Here is a 19,298-nt window from a genome sequence, read left to right on the forward strand (position 1 = left end):
CCGCGGCGGCGAGGGTAGCCCGGTCCGGTCGGTGCGGGGGTTGGTCCGTCGTCGCTGGTTCTTGGCAGCGGCTCGTGCCGCGACAGTCTTGGGGATAACGGTTACTGCTTGCGCGGCGACGGGAACCGGTCTGGGACCCTGGGCAGCGACCAGAGCCGGCGTCCGGAGGGAGAACCGACCGTGGAGGTCCTCGGCCGGTTCTGGGCCCGCGTCACCACGCCGGTGGACGAGCTGCCCCCGGAGTGGGTGCTGCTCGCCGCAGCGCTCGCCCTGCTCGTCGTCCTCTCCCCCGCGCTCTGGCGTCCGGCCCGCGGCGTGCTGACGATCGCCCACGAGGGCGCGCACGGCCTGGTCGCGCTCGTCGTCGGCCGACGGCTGGCCGGGATCCGGCTGCACTCCGACACCTCCGGGCTGACCGTCTCCGCCGGGCGGCCGTCGGGGCCGGGCATGGTGGCGACCTGCGCCGCCGGCTACACCGGCCCGGCGCTGTTCGGCCTCGGCGCCGCCGCGCTGCTCGCTGCCGGGCACGCCGTCGGGCTGCTCTGGGCGCTGCTGGCCCTGCTCGGGCTCCTGTTGGTGCAGATCCGCAACTGGTACGGGCTGTGGTCGGTCCTCGCCACCGGCGCGGCGGTGTTCGCGGCGACCTGGTGGCTGCCGCCGGCCGGGCAGGCCGTCTTCGCCGCGGCCCTGACGTGGTTCCTGCTGCTGGGCGCGCCGAAGGCCGTGCTCGAGCTGCAGCGCACCCGGCGGCGGCGGGGCGCCCGGGACTCCGACGCCGACCAGCTGGCCCGCCTCACCGGCCTGCCGGCCCTGGCGTGGGTCGGGGTGCTGCTCGTCGTGGACCTCGCCTGCCTCGCCCTCGGCGCCTGGTGGCTGCTCCGCTGAGGGCAATTCCGCGCTTCCGCCCCGGGGCAATTCCGCGCTTCCGCCCCGGGGCAATTTCGCGCTTCCGCCCCGGGGCAATTTCGCGCTTCTGCCCAGCTTGGCGCCGTCGCGCCCCTCGGGTCAGGCGCGCGCGCGGCGGCGGGGGGCCGCGCCGGGCGGCTGGCGTACCGGCGTCACCTCGGGCGCCGGCGGGATGTCCAGGACGCAGTCGCCGTCGCCGATGGTGATCCGCCGTCCGTGGTGGTGGACGTCGAGCGGCTCGCCCTCCACCAGCCGGTAGCTGGTCTTCTCCGTGCCGACCTCCACCTCGAGGATCCGGCCCTGGTAGACCACCCGGAACCGCAGCCGGGTCAGCCGGGGTGGCAGCCGCGGGGCGAACAGCAGCCGCCCGTCGTGGTCGCGCATCCCCCCGAAGCCGGCGACGGCGACGGTCCACCCGCCGGCCATCGAGGCGATGTGCAGGCCGTGCCCGGAGTTGCCGTGCAGGTTCTGGACGTCGGTGAGGGTGGCCTCGGCCCAGTAGTCGTAGGCGAGCTCGAGGTGCCCGGTCTCGGCCGCCACCACCGCCTGCTGCGCCGCCGACAGCGACGAGTCGCGGACGGTCCGCGCCTCGTAGTAGGCGAAGTCGGCGGCCTTCTCCTCCTGGGTGAAGGCGTCCCCGCGCAGGTGCAGGGCCATCACCAGGTCGGCCTGCTTGATCACCTGCTTGCGGTAGATCTCGAAGTACGGGTAGTTCAGCAGCAGCGGGTAGCTCGACGCCGGGGTGGTCTCGAAGTCCCACTCCTCGTGGTGGGTGAAGGCGTCCGACTGCATGTGCACGCCGAGGCGGGCGTCGAAGGGGATGCGCATCAGCCGGGCGGCCCGCTCCCAGACCGCCACCTCGTCGTCGGTGACCTCCAGCCGGCCGGCGACGTCGGGCTGCCGGGCCACCGCCTTGGCCGCCTCCCGCAGGTTCCGCTGCGCCATGAGGTTCGTGTAGACGTTGTTGTCCACGACCGCCGTGTACTCGTCGGGCCCGGTGACCCCGTCGATGCGGAAGCCGTCCTCGCTGTCGAAGTGCCCGAGCGAGGCCCACAGCCGGGCCGTCTCGATGAGCAGCTCGGCCCCGAAGTCGCGGTCGAACTCCTCGTCCCCGGTGGCGTGCCAGTACCGGACGACGGCGTCGGCGATGTCGGCGTTGATGTGGAAGGCCGCCGTCCCGGCCGGCCAGTAGCCGGAGGTCTCCTCTCCCCGGATGGTCCGCCACGGGAACGCCGCGCCGTGGCGACCGAGCACCCGGGCCCGCTCGCGGGCCAGTTCCAGGGTCGAGTGCCGCCAGCGCAGCGCGTCCCGGGCGGCGTGCGGCGCGGTGTAGGTCAGCACCGGCAGCACGTAGGTCTCGGTGTCCCAGAACGTGTGCCCGTCGTAGCCGGGCCCGGTGAGGCCCTTGGCGGGGATGGGCTGCCGCTCGGCGCGCAACCCCGCCTGGAGGACGTGGAACATGCCCACGCGCACCGCCTGCTGCAGCTCGTCGTCGCCCTCCACCTCGACGTCGGCCTGCGCCCAGTACTCGTCGAGCACCTGCTTCTGCTCGCTCAGCAGGCGCTCGAAGCCGGCCAGCTTCGCCGTCGCCAGCGCGCCCTCGACCTGGTCGCGCAGCGCCGGGGCCGAGCGCCGCGAGGACCACCCGTAGGCGAGGTACTTCACCAGCTTGAGCCCGCGGCCCTGCGGCAGGCGGGCGGCGAGGGTGAACCGGGCCAGGTCCTCCCCCGCCTCCATGTCCTCGGTCGCGGTGTCGGGGACGTCGACGACGTGGTCCATGCCGGCGGCCATCCGCAGCCCGCTGCGCGAGGTCCGGTGCACCAGCACCGCGCGCTGACCGCGGCCCACCGCCAGCTCCGAGACCAGCGGCCGGCGCAGGGCCGCGGCGGCCCGCGGGTCCTCGCCCTCGGAGCCGCTGTCGACCGGCTCGTTGGCCAGCAGGTCCGACTGCAGCGCCACGTACAGGTCGCCCCGGTCGTCGGTGCACTCGACCGCGTACTCGATGGCCGCGATGGACCGCCGGCTCAGCGACACCAGCCGGGTGCTCGTGACCTTCACGGTGCGCCCGTTGGGCGAGCGCCACTCGGTGACCCGGCGCAGCACCCCGCGGCGCAGGTCGAGGGTCCGGCGGTGGTCGACGATCGTGCCGTAGGCCAGGTCCAGCGGGGTGTCGCCGACCAGCAGCCGGATCAGCTTGCCGTCGGTCACGTTGACCACGGTCTGGCCCTGCTCCGGAAAGCCGTAGCCGGCCTCGGCGTAGGGCAGGGGACGCTCCTCGAAGAAGCCGTTCAGGTAGGTGCCCGGGACGACGACGGGCTCGCCCTCCTCGAACGACCCGCGCATCCCGATGTGCCCGTTGGCCAGCGCGAACACCGACTCGTGCGTGGCCAGCGAGGCGTGGTCGAGACCGATCTCGGTCAGCGCCCACGGCTCGATCGGGAAGGTGGCCCGGCCCTCGGTCACGTGCGGTCCTCCGTCATGGCCGGTCCTCCGTCGGTTCCGTCGAGCAGGTCGGCGAGATCCTGGACGACGACGTCGGCGCCGCCCCGCCGCAGCGCCTCGGCCTGCCCGACGCGGTCCACCCCCACCACGTACCCGAAGGCCCCCGCGCGGCCCGCGGCGACCCCGGCCAGGGCGTCCTCGAAGACGACCGCCTGCGCCGGTTCCACCCCCAGCGCCCGCGCGCCGGCGAGGAAGGTGTCCGGGGCCGGCTTGCCGCGCAGCCCCTCGGCCGCCGCGACCACGCCGTCCACCCGCGCGTCGATCAGGGGACCGAAGCCACCGGCCGCCACGACCTGCTCGCCGTTGGCCGACGCGGTGACGACGGCGGTCGCCAGGCCCGCGGCCCGCGCGGCCTCGAGGAAACGCAGGGAGCCGGGATAGACGTCGACGCCGTGCTCGTCGAGCTCGCGCAGCAGGAGCACGTTCTTGCGCTGGCCGACGCCGTGCACCGTGGCGGCGTCCGGGCCGTCGTCCGCCGTGCCCTCGGGCAGCGTGATGCCCCGGCCGGCGAGGAAGTCGCGGACGCCGTCGGCGCGCGGCTTGCCGTCGACGAAGCGGTTGTAGTCGTCCTGGCTGAACTCCCGCGCGCCCGGATCCCGGGCTCTCAGGAACTCGTCGAACGTGCGCTTCCACGCGGCCATGTGGACGGTCGCGGTCCTGGTCAGGACGCCGTCCATGTCGAAGAGGCAGGCCCTGATGCCGTCCGGGAGTCCGAGCACGCTGCGACGCTACCGGCGCGCCCGACCGCGTGGCGGGTCGAACCGATCCGACCGCGACGCGACGACGCGCGCGCGGGCTCCCGGCTCCCTATCGTCGGCCGGGGACGACCCGGCCGATCCCGGCGTCCGCACGCCGACCTGCGAGGAGAGGACCCCCATGCCCGACCGCCCCGTGCCGCCCAGCCCCTACGACTTCCTGCCGGCGGTGCCGTCGTTCCAGGTGACGAGCACCGACGTCCGCGACGGGGAGTCCCTGGCGATGCCGCAGGTCAGCGGCGTGATGGGCGCCGGTGGCGAGGACCGGTCCCCCCAGCTGTCGTGGTCGGGCTTCCCCGAGGGGACCCGCGGGTTCGCCGTCACCGTCTTCGACCCCGACGCCCCGACCGTCAGCGGCTTCTGGCACTGGATCGTCACCGCGATCCCCGCCTCGGTGACCTCGCTGCCCTCGGGCGCCGGCAGCCAGGACGGCGCCGGTCTGCCCGCCGGCGCGTACCAGCTGCGCAACGACGCGGGCTTCCGCTGCTACGTCGGAGCCGCTCCCCCGGCCGGCCACGGGCCGCACCGCTATTTCGTCGTGGTGCACGCGCTGGACACCGAGGACCTGGGCGTGCCGGCCGACGCCTCACCGGCCTTCCACGGGTTCACCCTGTTCAGCCACACCCTGGCCCGCGCCACGCTCGTCGCGACCTACGAGCAGTGACGGGCCCCGCCTAGAGAGGCAGGTCGGCGACGCCGGTCGTGCCGACCCACGCGAAGCCGACCCGCTCGTAGACCCGGGCCACGTCGTCATCGCCGGCGGTGAGGAACACCAGGTCTGCGGTCTCGCGGGCGTGCTCGGCCAGCGCCGACGTCAGCCCCGCGCCGAGCCCGCGGCCGCGCAGCCGGGGCAGCGTGGCCACCCCGGTGATCTCGCTGGTCTCGGTGCCGTCGAGGTCCAGCGGGTGGTGCGAGCCGACGGCCACCGGCTCGCCGCCCTCGACGGCGACCATCATCACGGTGCGGCCGGTGGCGATCCGCTCGCGCAGCACGTCGGTGCGCGGGTTGGCCTCGACGCGCTCCTCCACGACCGTGGCGCCGCCGGACGCCGAGGCCGGGGTGGCGAAGGCGAGCTCGGCCAGGCGCTGGTAGCGCGGCAGCTGCGGGTCCTCGGCGCCGACCAGGTACAGCCGGACGCCGTGCGGCAGCAGCAGCTCCACCGGGTCGTCGAGCACCAGCAGCGGCAGGTACTCGACGGTGAGGCCGGCGCCGCGGGCGGCAGCGGCCGTCCCGGCGGACCGCTCCCAGATCCACTCCAGGGCCACCGGCAGCCCCGACTCCGCCTGGAGCGCCATCGCCGCGCGGACGTCGTCGACGGTCACCGCTCCCCCGCCGGGCCGCGGGCGCGCCGGGTAGGGCCACGTGGGGCCGACGACCGGGACGTCGAGCCCGCCCACCGCCTCGATCCGCCCGTCGTGCAGCGGCGCGGCGGCGTGGTACTGCTCGATGCAGTCGACCAGCCCGGAGCTCCGCACGCGGCCGACAGTAGACGCCGGGGCGCGCGCCGGGGCCGGTCCGCACCCGTCCGTGCGCGCGGCCCCACCCCCGTCGGGTGACCCGGCGCGCGGGTCCCCCACCGGCGGACGGCACGATGAGTGGCGTGACGGCAGGAACGCGGGCCATCTCGCCCTACGCGGTGTTCGACCGCGCCTCGTGGCGAGCGCTGGCCGCAGGCTCGGCGCTCCCCCTCGACGAGCGCGAGCTCGCCTCCCTCAAGAGCCTCGGCGACCGGATCGACCTCGACGAGGTGGCGACCGTCTACCTGCCGCTGGCGGGGCTGCTGAACCTGCACGTGGAGGCCAGCCGCGGGCTGTGGGAGGCCCGCAACCGGTTCCTCGGCGACGCCAGCGCCAAGGTGCCCTACGTCATCGCGGTGGCCGGCAGCGTCGCGGTGGGCAAGAGCACCACCGCCCGGCTGCTGCAGACCCTCCTGGCCGCCGGGCCCGGCGCCCCCCGGGTCGACCTGGTCACCACCGACGGCTTCCTGCTGCCCAACGCCGTCCTGGAGGCCCGCGGGCTGCTGGGCCGCAAGGGCTTTCCCGAGAGCTACGACCGGCGCGCGCTGATCCGCTTCCTCTCCGAGGTGAAGAGCGGTCGCGGCCGGGTGAGCGCGCCGCTGTACTCGCACTCCTCCTACGACGTCGTGGACGACGCCACCCAGGACGTCGACCGGCCCGACATCCTCGTGCTCGAGGGGCTCAACGTGCTCCAGGCGGGCCGCCGCGCCGACGGCCGGGCCCCGGAGGTCTTCCTCTCCGACTTCTTCGACTTCTCCGTCTACGTCGACGCGGCCGAGAGCGACATCCAGGAGTGGTACGTCGAGCGGTTCCTCGCGCTGCGCCGGACCGCGTTCGCCGACACCAGCGCCTACTTCCACCGCTTCGCCGACCTCAGCGACGAGCAGGCCCGGCAGACCGCGCTGGAGATCTGGCGGTCGGTCAACGTGCCGAACCTGCGGGAGAACATCGTGCCGACCCGGTCCCGGGCGCGCGCGGTGCTGCAGAAGGCCGCCGACCACTCGGTGCGCCGGGTCCTGCTGCGCAAGATCTGAGCGGCCGCACCGCCGTCGCGGCCCTCCCGCCGTCCCGGCCGTCCCGCCGTCCCCACCGCCTTGCCGGTGTTCTCCGGTCGTTGCGGGCGCCGCAGGACCCGCAACGACCGGAAGGCACCGGCAGGGTCCCGCGTCGGCGCCTCCCTCCTCCACGTTTCCGGAGCCGCCGGCCGCTCCGCGGCGACACTGTTGGGGATAACGGTCGACCACCGGGCGCACGGCGGCCCCGCGGCATGGTCCGCGTGTTCCGCCGCGTCGCGCCATGGCAGGTGTCGACGACTCGGACGGGTGACTCCGTCGGCGCGCTCCCGTCCCTCCGAGAGTGATCGAGGGCACACTCATCCGTGTTCGGTCACCGACCGGACACGAATCGTCACCACCGGCCCCACGGGCCGCTGACCGGGAGTGCCTCCCCATGTGCCATCACGTATCTCCCTGCCCCGACGCCGCCAGCGACGACCGCGACCTCGCCGCGGTGGTCAGCAGCCACCCCGAGCAGGGCTGGAACCTGCTGTGCAACGGCGTCGTCCTGTTCGACGACGACGGCGAGCTGCTGCCCGACGGTCGTGCCGTCGCCCACCACCGCGACTTCGTGCCGGTGCTGGCCGCCGCGGGCTGAGCCCTGCGGACCGGCCCGGGCGGTCGCCGAGCACCGCGGGCCGGACGACGCCGTCTCCGGGTGGGACGGCCGACCCCGGCCGCCCCACCGCACGGGACCCGGAGTCAGGCCCGGGCGGCGCCGACGACGTCCTCGGTGGTGCCGAGGTCGTCCGGGGCGCCCTCGCCGCGGCCCGGCACGCGGCCGACCGGGGCCGACGGCGGCTCGGGCTCGGCGAACGCCTCCGGTGACGGGCAGGAGCAGACCAGGTTGCGGTCGCCGTAGGCCTGGTCGATGCGCCGCACCGGGCTGAGGTAGCCGCGGCCGGCCAGCCCCGGAACCGGGTACACCGCCGTCGACCGGGGATACGGCCGGCCCCACTCCCCCGCCACCATCGCGAGGGTGTGCGGCGCGTTGCGCAGCGGGTTGTCCTCGCGGTCGTACTCGCCGGACGCGACCTTGTCGATCTCCGCGCGGATGGCGACCATCGCCTCGACGAACCGGTCGAGCTCGCGCTTGTCCTCGCTCTCGGTGGGCTCGACCATCAGCGTCCCGGCCACCGGGAAGCTCATCGTCGGGGCGTGGAAACCGAAGTCGACCAGCCGCTTGGCGATGTCGTCGTTGGTGACGCCGGTGGCCTTGGTGAGCGGCCGGATGTCGAGGATGCACTCGTGGGCGACCAGCCCGTCGCGACCGGTGTAGAGCACCGGGAAGTGCTCGCGCAGCCGCGCGGCGAGGTAGTTGGCGCCGAGGATCGCGTGCTCGGTGGCGCGCTGGAGCCCGTCCGGGCCCATCAGCCGCAGGTAGGCCCAGGAGATCGGCAGGATGCCCGCCGAGCCCCACGGGGCGGCCGACACGGCCGGTCCCTGCGCGCCGGTGTCGACCAGCGGGTGGCCGGGGAGGAACGGCACCAGGTGCTCGCGGACGCCGATCGGCCCCACGCCCGGGCCGCCACCGCCGTGCGGGATGCAGAAGGTCTTGTGCAGGTTCAGGTGGCTGACGTCGGAGCCGAACCGGCCGGGCCGGGCGAGCCCGACCATCGCGTTGAGGTTGGCGCCGTCGACGTAGACCTGGCCGCCGGCGTCGTGCACCGCGGCGCAGATCTCCTGCACCTCGGTCTCGAACACCCCGTGCGTCGACGGGTAGGTGATCATGATGGCGGCGAGCCGGTCGGCGTGCCGCTCCACCTTGGCGCGCAGGTCGGCCAGGTCGACGTTGCCTGCCTCGTCGCAGGCCACGACGACGACGCGCATGCCGGCCATGACCGCGCTGGCGGCGTTGGTGCCGTGCGCGGAGCTGGGGATCAGGCAGACGTCGCGGAAGGCCTCTCCGCGGGCGTGGTGGTAGCCGCGGATGGCCATCAGCCCGGCGAACTCGCCCTGCGATCCGGCGTTGGGCTGCACGCTGACCGCGGCGTAGCCGGTGATCTCGGCCAGACCCTCGCAGAGCTCGTCGATGAGCCGGCGGTACCCGGCGGTCTGCCCGGCCGGGGCGAAGGGGTGGATGCCGGCGAACTCGGGCCAGGTGATGGCGGCCATCTCGACGGCCGAGTTGAGCTTCATGGTGCACGAGCCCAGCGGGATCATCGTGCGGTCCAGCGCCAGGTCCTTGTCCGACAGCGAGCGCAGGTAGCGCATCAGCGCGGTCTCCGAGCGGTGCGCGGAGAAGACCGGATGGGTCAGGAACGGGGTGCGGCGGCGGAGCCCGGCCGGCAGGGCGTCCGCGCCGTCGTCGTCCCGCGCGGCGTCCGGGTCGCCCGGTACCCCGAAGGCCTCGGCGACCAGCGCCAGGATCTCCGGCGTCGTCGTCTCGTCGCAGGCGACGGCGACGGTGTCGGCGTCCACCAGGCGCAGGTTGATCCGCCGCTGCGCGGCGGCGGCGACCACGTCGGCGGCCCGGCCCGGGACCGCGACGGTCAGCGTGTCGAAGAACGCCTCGTGCGCGACCTCGAGGCCACCAGCCCGCAACCAGCCGGCGAGGACGACGGCGCTGCGGTGCACCCGCGCCGCGATCGCCGTCAGGCCGTCCGGGCCGTGGTAGACGGCGTAGGCGCCGGCCATCACGGCCAGCAGCACCTGGGCGGTGCAGATGTTGCTGGTCGCCTTCTCCCGGCGGATGTGCTGCTCGCGGGTCTGCAGGGCCAGGCGGTAGGCGACGGCGCCGTCGGCGTCGACCGAGACGCCCACCAGCCGCCCGGGCAGCTGCCGGGCCAGGCCCTCGCGGACCGACAGGTAGCCCGCGTGCGGCCCGCCGAAGCCGAGCGGGACGCCGAAGCGCTGGGTGCTGCCGCAGGCGACGTCGGCTCCCCACTCCCCCGGCGCCTCGAGCAGGGTCAGGGCCAGCAGGTCGGCGGCCACGACGACGGCGGCCCCGGCCTCGTGCGCCGCGGCGGCCAGGGCCCGGTGGTCGCGGACGGCGCCGCCGGCGCCCGGGAAGGAGAGCAGGACGCCGAAGGCGCCGGCCTCGGGCAGGTCGTCGGGCCAGCCGCCGGAGAGGTCGGCCACGTGCAGCCCGATGCCCAGCGGCTCGGCGCGGGTGCGCAGCACGGCGAGGGTCTGCGGCAGGGTGTCGGCGTCCACGACGAAGACCGCGTCCGCCTTCGCCCGGCCGGCCCGGCGCACCAGGGTCATCGCCTCGGCCGCGGCCGTGGCCTCGTCGAGCATCGAGGCGCCCGCGACCGGCAGCCCGGTGAGGTCGGCGACCATCGTCTGGAAGTTCAGCAGCGCCTCGAGCCGGCCCTGGCTGATCTCGGGCTGGTAGGGCGTGTAGGCGGTGTACCAGGCCGGGTTCTCGAGGATGACCCGCTGGATGACCGCAGGCGTCACCGTGCCCGAGTAACCGAGGCCGATCATCGAGCTGAAGACCTCGTTGGCCTCGGCCCGCTCGCGCAGTGCCGCGAGGACGGCGGACTCGTCGGCCGCGGCCGGGAGGTCCAGCGGCCGGCGGTCGCGGACGCCCTCGGGAACGGTGGCGTCGACCAGCGACCGCAGCGAGTCGTGGCCGATGGTGGCGAGCATCTCGGCGGTCTCGGCCGGGCGCGGGCCGATGTGCCGCGCGGCGAACGAGCCGGCCGGGCTCAGCGCCCGGAGCGTTGGGAGGGGGCCAGGAGCAGCGTCCGCCATTGCAGCGACGCTACCAGCGGCCGGTCGTCGTCCCACGGCGCTGCGGAGCGTCCTCCCACGGCGCTGCGGAGCGTCCTCCCTCACCGGGGCGCGTCCTCCCCCACCGCAGGACGTGAGGGAGGAGGCGCGGGGATCAGGTCACCTGATCCCCGGGGGAAACGGGTTCTTCCCTACCCCGCGGCGCGGCGACGGCGGCGCAGGGACAGCTCGTCGTCGGAGCTCATCGGCGCGCCGTCGAGCCGCTCGGCCGGGAGCTCGGCGAGCTCGCCGGACAGCTCCCGCAGCGCACCGGAGACGGCGATGCCGAAGACGCCCTGACCGCCGGCGAGCAGGTCGACGACCTCCTCGGCGGAGGTGCACTCGTACACGGTGGCGCCGTCGGAGAAGAGGGTGACGTTGGCCAGGTCCTTGATCCCGCGGTTGCGCAGGTGGTCGACGGCCTTGCGGATGTTCTGCAGGGAGACCCCGGTGTCCAGCAGCCGCTTGACGACCTTGAGCACGAGGATGTCGCGGAAGGAGTAGAGCCGCTGCGTGCCCGAGCCGGTGGCGCTGCGCACCGAGGGAGCGACCAGGCCGGTGCGGGCCCAGTAGTCCAGCTGGCGGTAGGTGATCCCCGCGGCGGCGCAGGCGGTCGGGCCCCGGTAGCCGACGAGGTCGGTGTCGACCTCGTCGTAGGAGGGGGCGCCCACCGCGGCGTCACTGAAGAGCTGACCCTGGGAGCCGTTGCTCTGGTCGCTCACGTCGGCGTCCCTCCTCCGTGTCCCGCCCCCGGTCGGGGCGGCGACCCCGGCGCTGCACCCACTGACCTCAGGTGTCACACCGGTGTTGTTCGTGCAACGTAAGCCGGGCCCTGGGGCGGGTCAACTGAGCGGGGCGGCGTGTCGCCCCGCAAGACCCGGAAGGAGGGTATCGGCGCCCGGGCGTCGGCACTCAAGCCGTCGCGGGACTCCTGTGACCGGCGGGAAGACTGAGGCGCACGAGGTCCCACGGGCCCCGTCCGGCGACTCGCGCCCGGCGTGCGGGGCGAGGCGTACCCGGTCGGTCAGCCGCCGGAGCCGGAACCGGCCCCGAAGTCCTCCGGCGAGATCTGGTCGAGGAACTCGCGGAACTTCTCGACCTCGTCCTCCTGCTCGTCGGGGATCTCGATGCCGACCTCGTCGAGCAAGGACTCGGCGCCGAAGATCGGCGCACCGGTCCGCACCGCGAGCGCGACCGCGTCCGACGGGCGGGCGCTGACGACCCGGTCCTCGCCGAGGACGAGCTCGGCGATGTAGATCCCGTCCCGCATCTCGGTGATGTTGACGGCCTCCAGCGTCGCGCCGAGCGCGCGGACGACGTCGCGGAGCAGGTCGTGGGTCATGGGCCGCGCCGGCCGGACCCCCTGCTGCTCGAACGCGATGGCGGCGGCCTCGACCGCCCCGATCCAGATCGGGAGGTACCGCTCCCCCTGCGTCTCCTTGAGCAGCAGGATCGGCTGGTTGCCGGGCAGCTCGACCCGGACCCCGACGACACGCAGTTCCTGCACGGAGACTCCTCGGCTGCTGTACGGCTGGATGTCGGCTCCCGGCAGGGCAGTCGGGTCGGCGCGATCCGGCGGCGCCCCGGGGATCCGGTGCGTCCACCGTACGCCCGACCTACGGGCGGAGGAGGTCCCGGAGTCGCGACTCCAGCAGGGCGGTGTGCAGCTGCGCCGACAGCCCCGCCAGCTCGCGCAGCTTCTCCGTGGCACGGCCCCGCGCATCGTCCGAGCGCGCCCGCAGCACGGGCGTGACCAGCTGCTCGACCAGGCCGGCCTCCCGCTCCGCCGCGGTCCGGTACACCCGCAGGTGCCGCGGCTCGAGGCCGTGCCGGGCCAGCCCCGCGGCGGCCCGGGCCACCGCCAGGTCCGCGGCGGGGTGCCGCCCCTCGGCGTCGGTGGTGAGCAGGCCGAACTGCACGCAGTCGGCGAGCTGGTCCAGGCCCATCCCCGCGGCCTCGGCGAACTCCTCGGGGCCCATCGTGCCGTCGCCGTTGCCGGCGACGGCGGACTGCGCCGCCTCCGCGGCCTCGGCGACCGGCCCGGGGCCGCCGGGCAGCGGAAGCCCGCTGTCCAGCGCCGCCAGGTGCTCCTTGATGACCCGCAGCGGCAGGTACTGGTCCCGCTGCGCGGCCAGCACGTACCGCAGCCGGGCGACGTCGGCCGTGGAGAACTTGCGGTACCCCGACGCCGTCCGCTCGGGGTGCACCAGGTCCTCGGACTCCAGGTAGCGGATCTTGCTGATCGTCACGTCGGGGAAGTCGTCGCGCAGGACGCTCAACACCTCCCCGATGGTGAGCCGGGGGGTGTGCTCGTCGGCGGCGTTCCCGGACGCGTGCCGGCGCGCTCCGGGCACGGGTCAGCGGGCGGCGGGCTCGCCGGTGCGCGGGCCGGCGAGGTAGACCAGCCGGAACTTGCCGATCTGCACCTCGTCCCCGCCGGCGAGGGTGGCGACGTCGACCGGCTCGCGGTTGACGTACGTGCCGTTGAGGCTGCCGACGTCGTGCACGGAGAAGCCGCCGCCCTCGCGGTGGAACTCCACGTGCCGGCGGCTGACCGTGACGTCGTCCAGGAAGATGTCGCTGTCGGGGTGCCGACCGGCGGTGGTCACGTCCTGGTCGAGCAGGAAGCGGCTGCCCGCGTTCGGGCCGCGCTTGACGACGAGCAGGGCCGAGCCGTCCGGGAGCGACTCGACGGCACCGGCGTGCGCGTCGGCGGCGCTGTCGACGGCGACCTCGGCCACCTCGCCCGAGTCCTCACCGCCGACCTTGGGGATGACGCTGGTGGACTCCCCGATCCGCTCGGGTGCCAGGGCCGAGCCGCACTGCGCGCAGAAGCGACTGCCCTCGGGGTTGTTGTGTCCACAACGAGTGCAGTGCACGTCTGTCTCCTCCGGTGCAGGGGGCACCGCCGCGGGCCTCGGGAGGTGGCCACGGCGGCCGGCGGACGACGGACCGGTCAGTCCGTCGCTGGTCGGCCGCCGCGCAGGGCACGGCGGGCCGTTGGTCATGGAACCAGCGGTGGACCCGAGGGTCAACCGGAGGTCCAGGGTCACGAGCGCGGCCGCCGGAGGTCCCGGCGGTGCGTCGTGGGTCGAGCATAGTGAGCCGCCGGGCGGATGGGCGCGGCTCCCCGGGCCGGGGCGCGGCGCGTGCCGCCGCCGGTCGGATCAGCCCCCGGCCGGGGGGATCAGCTCCCGTCGACCAGCGCCCGGTAGGCAGCGGCGTCGAGCAGGGCGGCCGTGGGGTCGCCGGAACCGCCGTCCACCCGGATGTCGACGAGCCATCCCTCGCCGTAGGGGTCGGCGTTGACCGTCTCGGGCGTGGCCTCCAGCGCACCGTTGACGGCGACGACGACACCGGCCACGGGCGCGTAGACGTCGGAGACGGACTTGGTCGACTCGACCTCCCCCATCGGGTCACCGGCGGCGAGCTCGGCGCCCACGTCGGGCAGCTGCACGAACACGATGTCGCCCAGCGCGTCCTGCGCGTGGTCGGTGATGCCGACCCGGACGACGGGAGCCCCTTCGTCGCCGTCCCGCACGAGCGTCCACTCGTGCTGGTCGGTGTAGCGGCGGTCGTCGGGGATGGCCATGCGGCAGGTCTCCAGGAGGTTGCAGGCCCCGTCCTCCGCACGCCCCGCGAGCTCGGCGCGAACCTCCGGACGGGCCCGGAAGGGCTAGTTGTCGGGCTCAGCGTATTGAGGCGTCTCCAGCGGTCGCAACGCGTCCACCAGGACGCGGTCGGACTGCGCGATGACCACCGCGCCGCCGCGGCGGTTGATGCTGTCCACGACCCCGCCGGGGATGTTCATCGCCGTCTCCAGGTCCTGCGGCGAGCCGATGACCACGATCTCGTACGGGCTGGTGATCGGTTGGTCGTCGATGCGCAGGGCACCCGGCTGGCCGGTGACGGCGGAGCTCACCCCGATGCGGATGCCGTCGACCTGCATCGTCTCCGCACCCGCGCCGCGCAGTTCCTGGATGGCGCCGAGCACGTCGGCCACGCGGACCTCGCCCTCGGGATCGCGCACGGTCATCAGCAGCCCGGGCCCCTCGGCGGCGACGGTGCCGTTGAGGATGGCGAGGGCGTCGGCCTGCTCCCGGGCCGCCTCGAGGGCCGCGTCGGCGCGACTGTCGGAGTCGTTGAGGTCACGCAGCGCCGCGCGCTGGTCGGCGAGCTGGCCGCGCAGCCGCTCCTCCTCCGCCTCCAGCTCGTCGAGGATCCGGACCAGGTCCTCCTCCCGGGCGCCGGTGAGCGCCTGGTCGGTGTCGGTGACCCGGACCTGGACGGCGAAGGCGAAGCCGAGCAGGAGCGTGAGGACGCCGATCAGCGCCGCGGCGACGGGGTCGCGGCGGCGCCGGCGCCCGGGCGGTGCGGGCTGCTCGTCCGGGGCGTTCGCCTCCCCCGCCGCCGACGCGGCCGGCTCCCGGGCCTCGAGCTCCTCGGCCGCCGGGGCCCCCTCGGCCGCCGGCTCGGTGGCGACCCCGGCGGCTCTCGGCTCGGCCGGCGGGGTCGGCTCCGCGGCCGCCTCCCCCGGCGCCGGGTCCGGCACGGGGTCGGGCGTCGGATCCGGCACGGGATGAGGCGCCGGGTCCGGCATGGGGTCGGGCATCGGATCCGGCACGGGGTCCGGCGCCGGGTCCGGGTGCGGGTCGCCGGTCATGCCCGGAACACGTGCCGGCGGATGGCCGCGGCGTTGCCGAAGATCCGGATCCCGAGGACGACGACCACCGCGGTGGACAGCTGCGCGCCGACGCCGAGCTGGTCGCCGAGGAACACGATCAGCGCCGCGACGACGACGTTGGACACGAAGGAGATGACGAACACCCGGGCGTCGAAGACCCGGTCCAGGCGCGCCCGTGCCCCGCCGAACACCGCGTCGAGCGCCGCCACGACGGCGATCGGCAGGTACGGCTGCAGCGACAGCGGGACGGTCGGCTCGAAGACCAGCCCGAGGACCACCCCGACGACCAGCCCGAGAACGGGGATCACGGGTCGGCCTCCGGGGTCGGTCGAGGGGTGCCGCCGGTCGGGCCGGCACCGGGATCGGCGGGCAGCTCGGTGCCCGGCGGGACGGTGCCCGGCACGGGGGTGCTCCCGGCCGGGGCGCCGTCGGGAACGGCCGTCGCCGAGCGCAGCTCGGGCGTGCGCCCCGCGGGCAGGGACAGCGACTCCCGTTCGCCGAAGTCGAAGCGCAGCCCGAAGGAGTCCGACGCGCCGGCGAGGGCGATGACCTCGGGCACCGTGAGGAAGCGCGAGCGCAGCGTGTCGGGATCGCCGATGGCGCTGATCTCGTAGGGGTTGGTGACGGGGCGGAAGTCGACGAGCACCGCCTCGCCGGCGAACCGGATCGCGGTCGTGGGGCTCAGCCGCTGCCCGTTGATGCTCACCGCCTCGGCACCGGCGACCCACAGGGCGTTCACCACGACCTGGATGTCGTCGTCCCGGATCCGGTTGCGGGGGTCGGGCTCGGCGTCGCCGCCGACCGGGTCGTCCTCCGCGTCGGCCTCGGCGTCGGCGAGCGTGACCAGCAGCCCGGGGCCGGTGACCGGCACGGTGCCGGCCATCTGCTCGGCCTCGTCCAGCGCCCGCAGCGCCTCCTGCCCCTCGTCGGAGGCCGCGAGCGCCGCCTCCCGGGCGCTGTCGACGTCGGCGCGCGCCTGCTCGAGGTCGGCGACGAGCGCGTCGCTGACGTCCTCGGCGTCGCCGATGTCGTCGACCAGCGCGGCGCGGATCTCCTGCCGCCCCTCGGCCCCGGCCGCCGTCAGGTGGTAGGTCACCGCGGCGAGCAGGCCGGCGGCCACCATGACCAGCGCGACCGCGACCTGGCCCGCCCTGCGCCGGCCGGGCCCGGGCTCCGGGCGGCCCTCCCGCTCGCGGGCGGCGCGGGTGTAGGCGGGGTCGAGCGTCTCGGCCAGCACCTGGTCGAGCAGGGAGGCACCCGCCGACCGCAGCCCGCCGCTGCCCGGGGTGGCGGTGGTCACCGTGCTGCCCGCGGGGCCGCCCGGCGCTCGGCGGCGACGATGCCGAGCACCTGGACGACGTACAGCAGCCCGGCCACGACGTAGAGGACGCCGCCCCAGATGGTGAGCGCCCAGGCGATGGGCTGGCACACCGCCGCGAGCGTGCCGTCGCCGTCGGCCAGCAGGAGGCCGGGGAAGGCGTACAGCAGGATGAACGTGGCGGCCTTGCCCAGGTAGTGCACCTGCAGCGGCGGATAGCCGTAGTGGCGCAGCACCAGCAGCATGACGCCCAGCACGAGCTCCCGGCCGACCAGGACCGCGACCACCCAGAGCGGGACGACGTCGCGCAGCACGAAGGCCACGAGCGTGGCCACGATGTAGAGCCGGTCGGCCGCCGGGTCCAGCAGCGCACCGAGGCGGCTGTACTGCCCGAGCTTGCGGGCGAGCGCTCCGTCGGCCCAGTCGGTGACGCCGGAGAGCATGAGGACGACGACCGCCCAGCCGTCAGCCTCGGGCCCCAGCAGCAGCCACAGGAACAGCGGGACGCCGAGCAGCCGCAGCACCGACAGCGCGTTGGGCAGCGTCCACACCCGGTCGGGCAGCTCGTTGCGGTCGACGGCACGGTCCACGGCCGGCACCGGGGACGACGACCCGTGCGACGACGTCACCGAACCCTCCCCCGACAGCGCGCTGGACACCCTGCCCGAGGCTAGTCGACCGGCCGCCGGCCCCCTCACCGCTCGCGCGCTCTGCGGCGAGCTACCGACCGAAGACCGACGACGCGACAGATCCGGGAACGGCTACGCGGGAACCGCCACCAGGGAGGCCGGCGCCGGCTCGTAGCCCAGCGGGGCCCGGGTGAACGAGCCCGTGCCGTGCGAGACCGACCGCAGCGCCCCGGCGTAGGTCAGCAGCTCGACCTCGGGCACCTCCGCGCGGACGGTCGTCGCGTCCCGGTCGGGATCGGCGTCGGTGCCGGTCACCCGGGCACGACGCGCCGACAGGTCGCTCATCACCGCGCCGACGTACTCGCCGGGCACCACGACGGCGACCTCGCACCAGGGCTCGAGCACCTTCGTGCCGGCCGTGGCCGCGGCCTCGCGCAGCGCCAGCGCGCCGGCGGACTGGAAGGCGGCGTCGGAGGAGTCCACCGAGTGCGCCTTCCCGTCGACGAGGGTGACGTGCACGTCGACCAGGGGCCGGTCGCCGGAGACGCCGCGGGCCGCCTGCGTGCGGATGCCCTTCTCCACGCTGCCGTGGAACTGGCCGGGCACCGTGCCGCCCACGATGCGCTGGTCGAAGACGATGCCCGTGCCGGGGGGCGCGGGCTCGGCCTCGACCACGACCACCGCGTACTGGCCGTGCCCGCCGGACTGCTTGACCAGCCGGCCGGTGACCCGCGCCGGACCGGCGAGCGTCTCCACCAGCGGCACCCGGACCGGGGCGGTGGTGACGGCGACGCCGTGCCGGCTGCGCAGCCGGTCCAGCAGCACCTCCGCGTGCCCCTCCCCCACGCACCAGAGCAGCAGCTGCCCGGTGTCGGGCCGGCGGTCGACGCGCACGGTCGGGTCCTCGGCGGCCAGCCGGGCCAGTGCGGTGGCCAGCCGGTCCTCGTCGGCCCGGGAGGCCGCCTCGACCGCGACCGGCAGCTGCGGCACCGGGAGCTCCCACGAGGCCATCAGGTACGGGTCCTCGCAGGCCGACAGCGTGTCGCCGGTCTCGGCCGAGGTGAGCCGCGGCACGGCGCAGACGTCCCCCGCCGGGCACGCGGCCACCGGGCGCAGCACCGCACCCAGGGGGCTGGAGAGGGCCCCGATCCGCTCGTCGACGTCGTGGTCGGGGTGCCCGCGGTCGGCGCCGCCGTGGCCGGAGACGTGCACCGGCGTGTCCGGCCGCAGCGTGCCGGAGAAGACGCGCACCAGGGAGACCCGGCCCAGGTAGGGGTCGGTGGTGGTCTTGACGACCTCGGCGACCAGCGGCCCGTCGGGATCGCAGGTCAGCGCGGGTGCGGGGCGGCCGTCGGGGCGGGTCACCGGCGGGCAGCCGTGCTCCCGGGGGCAGGGGAAGGCGGCGACGAGCAGGTCGAGCAGCTCGGGGACGCCGATCCCGGTCAGCGGCGCCACGCACAGCACCGGGTGGAAGTGGCCGCGCGCGACCGCGGTCTCCAGGTCCGCCACCAGGTCGGCCACGACCAGCTCCTCGCCGGCGAGATAGCGGTCCATGAGCGTCTCGTCCTCGCTCTCGCCGATCACCGCCTCGATGAGCTCGGCGCGCAGCCGGTCGGCCTCGGCCACGCCGGCCGCCTCGGGGTGCGGCTCCAGCAGGGACACCAGCCCGCTCACGCCGCCGTCGGGGGCGCGCTGCACCAGGTGCAGCGGGAACACCCCCTCCCCCAGCATGGTCTGGCAGGCGCGCACGGTGTCGTCGACGTCGGCGCGCGAGCGGTCGAGCTGGGTGAGGACGACGGCGCGCGGCAGCCCGACGGCCGCGCACTCCTCCCACAGCTGCACGGTGGCGGCGTCGACCCCGCCGGCGGCCGAGACCACGAACAGGGCGGCGTCGGCGGCGCGCAGCCCGGCCCGCAGCTCGCCGACGAAGTCCGGTGAGCCGGGGGTGTCCAGCAGGGTGATCCGGTGCCCGGCGTGCTCGACGGTGGCGACGCCGAGACCCACCGAGCGCTGCTGGCGGACCTCGACCTCCTCGCTGTCCAGGTTGGTCGTGCCGTCCTCGACCCGGCCGGCGCGCGGCAGCGCGCCGGTGGCCACGAGGAGGGCTTCCGCGAGGGTCGTCTTGCCCGCGCCGGCGTGGCCGACGAGGGCGACGTTGCGCACCCGCTCGGCGGCTCGCGGCTCCGGCGCCGGGACGGTGTCCTTGGCCATGTCG

General features: G+C 75.2%; 18 protein-coding genes. 4 read left to right on the top strand and 14 right to left on the bottom strand.

Annotated elements, in window-relative coordinates; translation table 11 throughout:
* The first annotated feature begins 180 nt into the window (after nt 1-180).
* Nucleotides 181-885: a M50 family metallopeptidase gene (locus BMY88_RS10250; protein ID WP_091942737.1), complete on the top strand. Its 705-nt coding sequence runs from the start codon at nt 181-183 to the stop codon at nt 883-885.
* 120 nt (nt 886-1,005) lie between these two features.
* Here the strand turns inward: BMY88_RS10250 and BMY88_RS10255 are convergent, their stop codons facing one another.
* Nucleotides 1,006-3,369 carry a glycoside hydrolase family 65 protein gene (locus BMY88_RS10255; RefSeq protein ID WP_091942739.1) on the bottom strand — a complete coding sequence of 788 codons (2,364 nt, stop codon included), beginning with the start codon at nt 3,367-3,369 and terminating at the stop codon, nt 1,006-1,008.
* Nucleotides 3,366-4,127, bottom strand: coding sequence for a beta-phosphoglucomutase family hydrolase (locus BMY88_RS10260; RefSeq protein WP_091942741.1), 762 nt, complete (start codon nt 4,125-4,127; stop codon nt 3,366-3,368). Before BMY88_RS10260 ends, BMY88_RS10255 begins: the two co-directional genes overlap by 4 nt.
* 157 nt (nt 4,128-4,284) lie before the next feature.
* Here BMY88_RS10260 and BMY88_RS10265 point away from each other — a divergent pair, with 157 nt between their 5' ends.
* Nucleotides 4,285-4,827 carry a YbhB/YbcL family Raf kinase inhibitor-like protein gene (locus BMY88_RS10265; protein ID WP_091942743.1) on the top strand — a complete coding sequence of 181 codons (543 nt, stop codon included), beginning with the start codon at nt 4,285-4,287 and terminating at the stop codon, nt 4,825-4,827.
* 10 nt (nt 4,828-4,837) lie between these two features.
* On the opposite strand, the gene BMY88_RS10270 is transcribed toward BMY88_RS10265, so the two are convergent.
* On the bottom strand, nt 4,838-5,638 hold the full coding sequence (locus tag BMY88_RS10270) for a GNAT family N-acetyltransferase (RefSeq protein ID WP_091942745.1): 801 nt from the start codon (nt 5,636-5,638) through the stop codon (nt 4,838-4,840).
* Nucleotides 5,639-5,754: 116 nt separating this feature from the next.
* Between BMY88_RS10270 and coaA the strand changes: the two genes are divergently transcribed.
* Together coaA and BMY88_RS10280 are read left to right on the top strand one after the other, a co-directional pair.
* Nucleotides 5,755-6,714 carry a type I pantothenate kinase gene (gene coaA / locus BMY88_RS10275; RefSeq protein WP_091942747.1) on the top strand — a complete coding sequence of 320 codons (960 nt, stop codon included), beginning with the start codon at nt 5,755-5,757 and terminating at the stop codon, nt 6,712-6,714.
* Between the two features lie 415 nt (nt 6,715-7,129).
* Nucleotides 7,130-7,333 carry a DUF5999 family protein gene (locus BMY88_RS10280; protein ID WP_091942749.1) on the top strand — a complete coding sequence of 68 codons (204 nt, stop codon included), beginning with the start codon at nt 7,130-7,132 and terminating at the stop codon, nt 7,331-7,333.
* Between the two features lie 104 nt (nt 7,334-7,437).
* Here the strand turns inward: BMY88_RS10280 and gcvP are convergent, their stop codons facing one another.
* From gcvP to BMY88_RS10335, 11 genes are all read right to left on the bottom strand, one after another.
* Entirely contained in the window at nt 7,438-10,434 is a 2,997-nt protein-coding gene (gene gcvP / locus BMY88_RS10285) for an aminomethyl-transferring glycine dehydrogenase (protein ID WP_091942751.1), read from the bottom strand.
* Nucleotides 10,435-10,604: 170 nt separating this feature from the next.
* The gene (locus BMY88_RS10290; protein WP_091942753.1) at nt 10,605-11,174 is read right to left on the bottom strand and encodes a MerR family transcriptional regulator; all 570 of its coding nucleotides are present in this window, start codon (nt 11,172-11,174) and stop codon (nt 10,605-10,607) included.
* Nucleotides 11,175-11,476: 302 nt separating this feature from the next.
* Nucleotides 11,477-11,959: a bifunctional nuclease family protein gene (locus tag BMY88_RS10295; RefSeq protein WP_091942755.1), complete on the bottom strand. Its 483-nt coding sequence runs from the start codon at nt 11,957-11,959 to the stop codon at nt 11,477-11,479.
* A gap of 109 nt (nt 11,960-12,068) precedes the next feature.
* Nucleotides 12,069-12,734, bottom strand: coding sequence for a transcriptional regulator FtsR (gene ftsR / locus BMY88_RS10300; RefSeq protein ID WP_244524575.1), 666 nt, complete (start codon nt 12,732-12,734; stop codon nt 12,069-12,071).
* 75 nt (nt 12,735-12,809) lie between these two features.
* Nucleotides 12,810-13,331 (bottom strand): oxoglutarate dehydrogenase inhibitor Odhl, encoded by a 522-nt coding sequence (odhI, locus tag BMY88_RS10305; protein ID WP_091942757.1) that lies wholly within the window; start codon nt 13,329-13,331, stop codon nt 12,810-12,812.
* Between the two features lie 308 nt (nt 13,332-13,639).
* Nucleotides 13,640-14,044, bottom strand: a complete 405-nt coding sequence (gene gcvH / locus BMY88_RS10310) for a glycine cleavage system protein GcvH (protein WP_091942758.1) — start codon at nt 14,042-14,044, stop codon at nt 13,640-13,642.
* 84 nt (nt 14,045-14,128) lie between these two features.
* Nucleotides 14,129-15,028, bottom strand: coding sequence for a DUF881 domain-containing protein (locus BMY88_RS10315; protein WP_244524576.1), 900 nt, complete (start codon nt 15,026-15,028; stop codon nt 14,129-14,131).
* 83 nt (nt 15,029-15,111) lie between these two features.
* Nucleotides 15,112-15,444 (bottom strand): small basic family protein, encoded by a 333-nt coding sequence (locus BMY88_RS10320; RefSeq protein WP_091942761.1) that lies wholly within the window; start codon nt 15,442-15,444, stop codon nt 15,112-15,114.
* Nucleotides 15,441-16,436, bottom strand: a complete 996-nt coding sequence (locus BMY88_RS10325; protein ID WP_091942763.1) for a DUF881 domain-containing protein — start codon at nt 16,434-16,436, stop codon at nt 15,441-15,443. Before BMY88_RS10325 ends, BMY88_RS10320 begins: the two co-directional genes overlap by 4 nt.
* On the bottom strand, nt 16,433-17,113 hold the full coding sequence (clsA, locus tag BMY88_RS10330) for a cardiolipin synthase ClsA (protein WP_244524577.1): 681 nt from the start codon (nt 17,111-17,113) through the stop codon (nt 16,433-16,435). The genes BMY88_RS10325 and clsA overlap by 4 nt, the downstream gene beginning before the upstream one ends.
* 102 nt (nt 17,114-17,215) lie before the next feature.
* Nucleotides 17,216-19,294 (bottom strand): elongation factor G-like protein EF-G2, encoded by a 2,079-nt coding sequence (locus BMY88_RS10335; protein ID WP_091942765.1) that lies wholly within the window; start codon nt 19,292-19,294, stop codon nt 17,216-17,218.
* Nucleotides 19,295-19,298: the final 4 nt, after the last annotated feature.

Origin of the sequence: Trujillonella endophytica, from assembly GCF_900110555.1 — a bacterium.
GTDB classification, from domain to species: domain Bacteria; phylum Actinomycetota; class Actinomycetes; order Mycobacteriales; family Geodermatophilaceae; genus Trujillonella; species Trujillonella endophytica.

Coding starts and splice junctions, on each gene's coding strand:
- coaA (WP_091942747.1), top strand. CDS start 5,755: ATGAGTGGCGTGACGGCAGGAACGCGGGCCATCTCGCCCTACGCGGTG.
- gcvP (WP_091942751.1), bottom strand. CDS start 10,434: ATGGCGGACGCTGCTCCTGGCCCCCTCCCAACGCTCCGGGCGCTGAGC.
- gcvH (WP_091942758.1), bottom strand. CDS start 14,044: ATGGCCATCCCCGACGACCGCCGCTACACCGACCAGCACGAGTGGACG.
- BMY88_RS10280 (WP_091942749.1), top strand. CDS start 7,130: ATGTGCCATCACGTATCTCCCTGCCCCGACGCCGCCAGCGACGACCGC.
- BMY88_RS10265 (WP_091942743.1), top strand. CDS start 4,285: ATGCCCGACCGCCCCGTGCCGCCCAGCCCCTACGACTTCCTGCCGGCG.
- BMY88_RS10335 (WP_091942765.1), bottom strand. CDS start 19,294: ATGGCCAAGGACACCGTCCCGGCGCCGGAGCCGCGAGCCGCCGAGCGG.